Source organism: Comamonas suwonensis (assembly GCF_012844455.2).
In the GTDB taxonomy this organism is placed as follows: Bacteria; Pseudomonadota; Gammaproteobacteria; order Burkholderiales; family Burkholderiaceae_C; genus Comamonas; species Comamonas suwonensis.
Window position 1 is genome coordinate 1 of the sequence record NZ_JABBCQ020000051.1, and the last position, 1,302, is coordinate 1,302.

Sequence of the window (1,302 nt, forward strand, 5' to 3'; positions counted from 1 at the left end):
TGGAGGCTCAACTCCTGAGAGGATTGAGTCATGAACACTAAAGCTGCTCGTTTTAGCCCTGAGGTACGTGAACGTGCCGTACGTTTGGTGCAGGAGTGCCAAGCGGATTACGCATCACTGTGGGGTGCATGCGAATCGATTGCCCCCAAGATTGGCTGCTCTGTCAGTACCCTGCATGGATGGGTACAGCGCAAAGAAATAGATGCAGGCCAACGACCGGGTTTGACTACAGATGAACGTGAGCGGCTCAAGCAACTGGAGCGGGAGAACAAGGAGTTGCGGCGTGCCAATGACATACTCAAGGCTGCGAGCGCTTTTTTTGCGCAGGCGGAGCTGGACCGTCGCATCAAGAGCTGATTGACTTTGTAGACAAGTACCGTGATGCCTATGGGGTCGAGCCAATTTGCCGACTGCTGCAAATTGCCCCATCGGGCTACAGACGCAGGGTTCAACAAAGAAACTGCCCATGGCTGCGCTGCAAGCGCAGCCAATCAGACGAAGAGAGTTGCGGTCATATCCAACGTGTATGGCATGCAAACTGGCAAGTTTATGGGGTGATCAAAGTCTGGAAGCAAATGCATCGAGAGGGCTTGCCTATTGCCCGCTGCACGGTGCAGCGCCTGATGCGCAAGCTAGGGTTGGAGGGTGCGCGGCGTGGCAAGAAGGTGTGCACAACACGCCCAGATGTGGCAAGGCCATGCCCACTAGACCTCGTCAACCGCCAGTTCACAGCCCAACGTCCTAACCAGCTTTGGGTTGCAGACTTTACCTATGTATCGACATGGCAAGGTCAGATGTTTGCGGCCTTTGTGATTGATGTCTATGCCCGCCGGATTGTGGGTTGGCGAGTCAGCAGCCACATGCGCACTGACTTTGTTGTGGATGCATTGGAGCAAGCTCTCTACGCACGGCATCCTTCAAGCGATGAAAAGCTGATTCATCACTCCGACAGGGGGAGTCAGTACGTGTCCATTCGCTACACAGAGCGCTTGGAGGAAGCTGGCCTGATGCCTTCGGTGGGCAGCACCGGCGACTCCTATGACAACGCCCTGGCTGAAACTATCAACGGCTTGTACAAAACGGAGGTCATCCACAAGCGAGGACCATGGAAAACACGTGAATCGCTGGAGCTGGCAACCTTGCAATGGGTGCATTGGTTTAACCACAGCAGATTGCTGGAATCCATTGGGCATATACCACCGGCGGAAGCTGAGGCAAACTACTGGCGGCAAGTTGCCAATACCGTGCAGGCTAACGCCTGCACTTCAACAAACTAGCCTCCACCAAACCCGGTGTGATTCA

The 1,302-nt window shown here is 54.7% G+C and carries 1 protein-coding gene and 1 other annotated feature; the gene reads left to right on the forward strand.

Annotation, left to right across the window (positions count from 1 at the left end):
- Positions 1-30: 30 nt before the first annotated feature.
- Positions 31-1,277, forward strand: a protein-coding gene (locus HF327_RS21785; protein ID WP_236024345.1) for an IS3 family transposase whose coding sequence is annotated in 2 segments (ribosomal slippage) — positions 31-322 and positions 322-1,277 — 1,248 coding nt in all. Because the reading frame shifts where the segments join, the coding sequence is not laid out codon by codon here.
- Positions 312-428: a sequence feature (AL1L pseudoknot), on the forward strand. Its footprint overlaps the gene before it by 117 nt.
- Positions 1,278-1,302 lie beyond the last annotated feature (25 nt).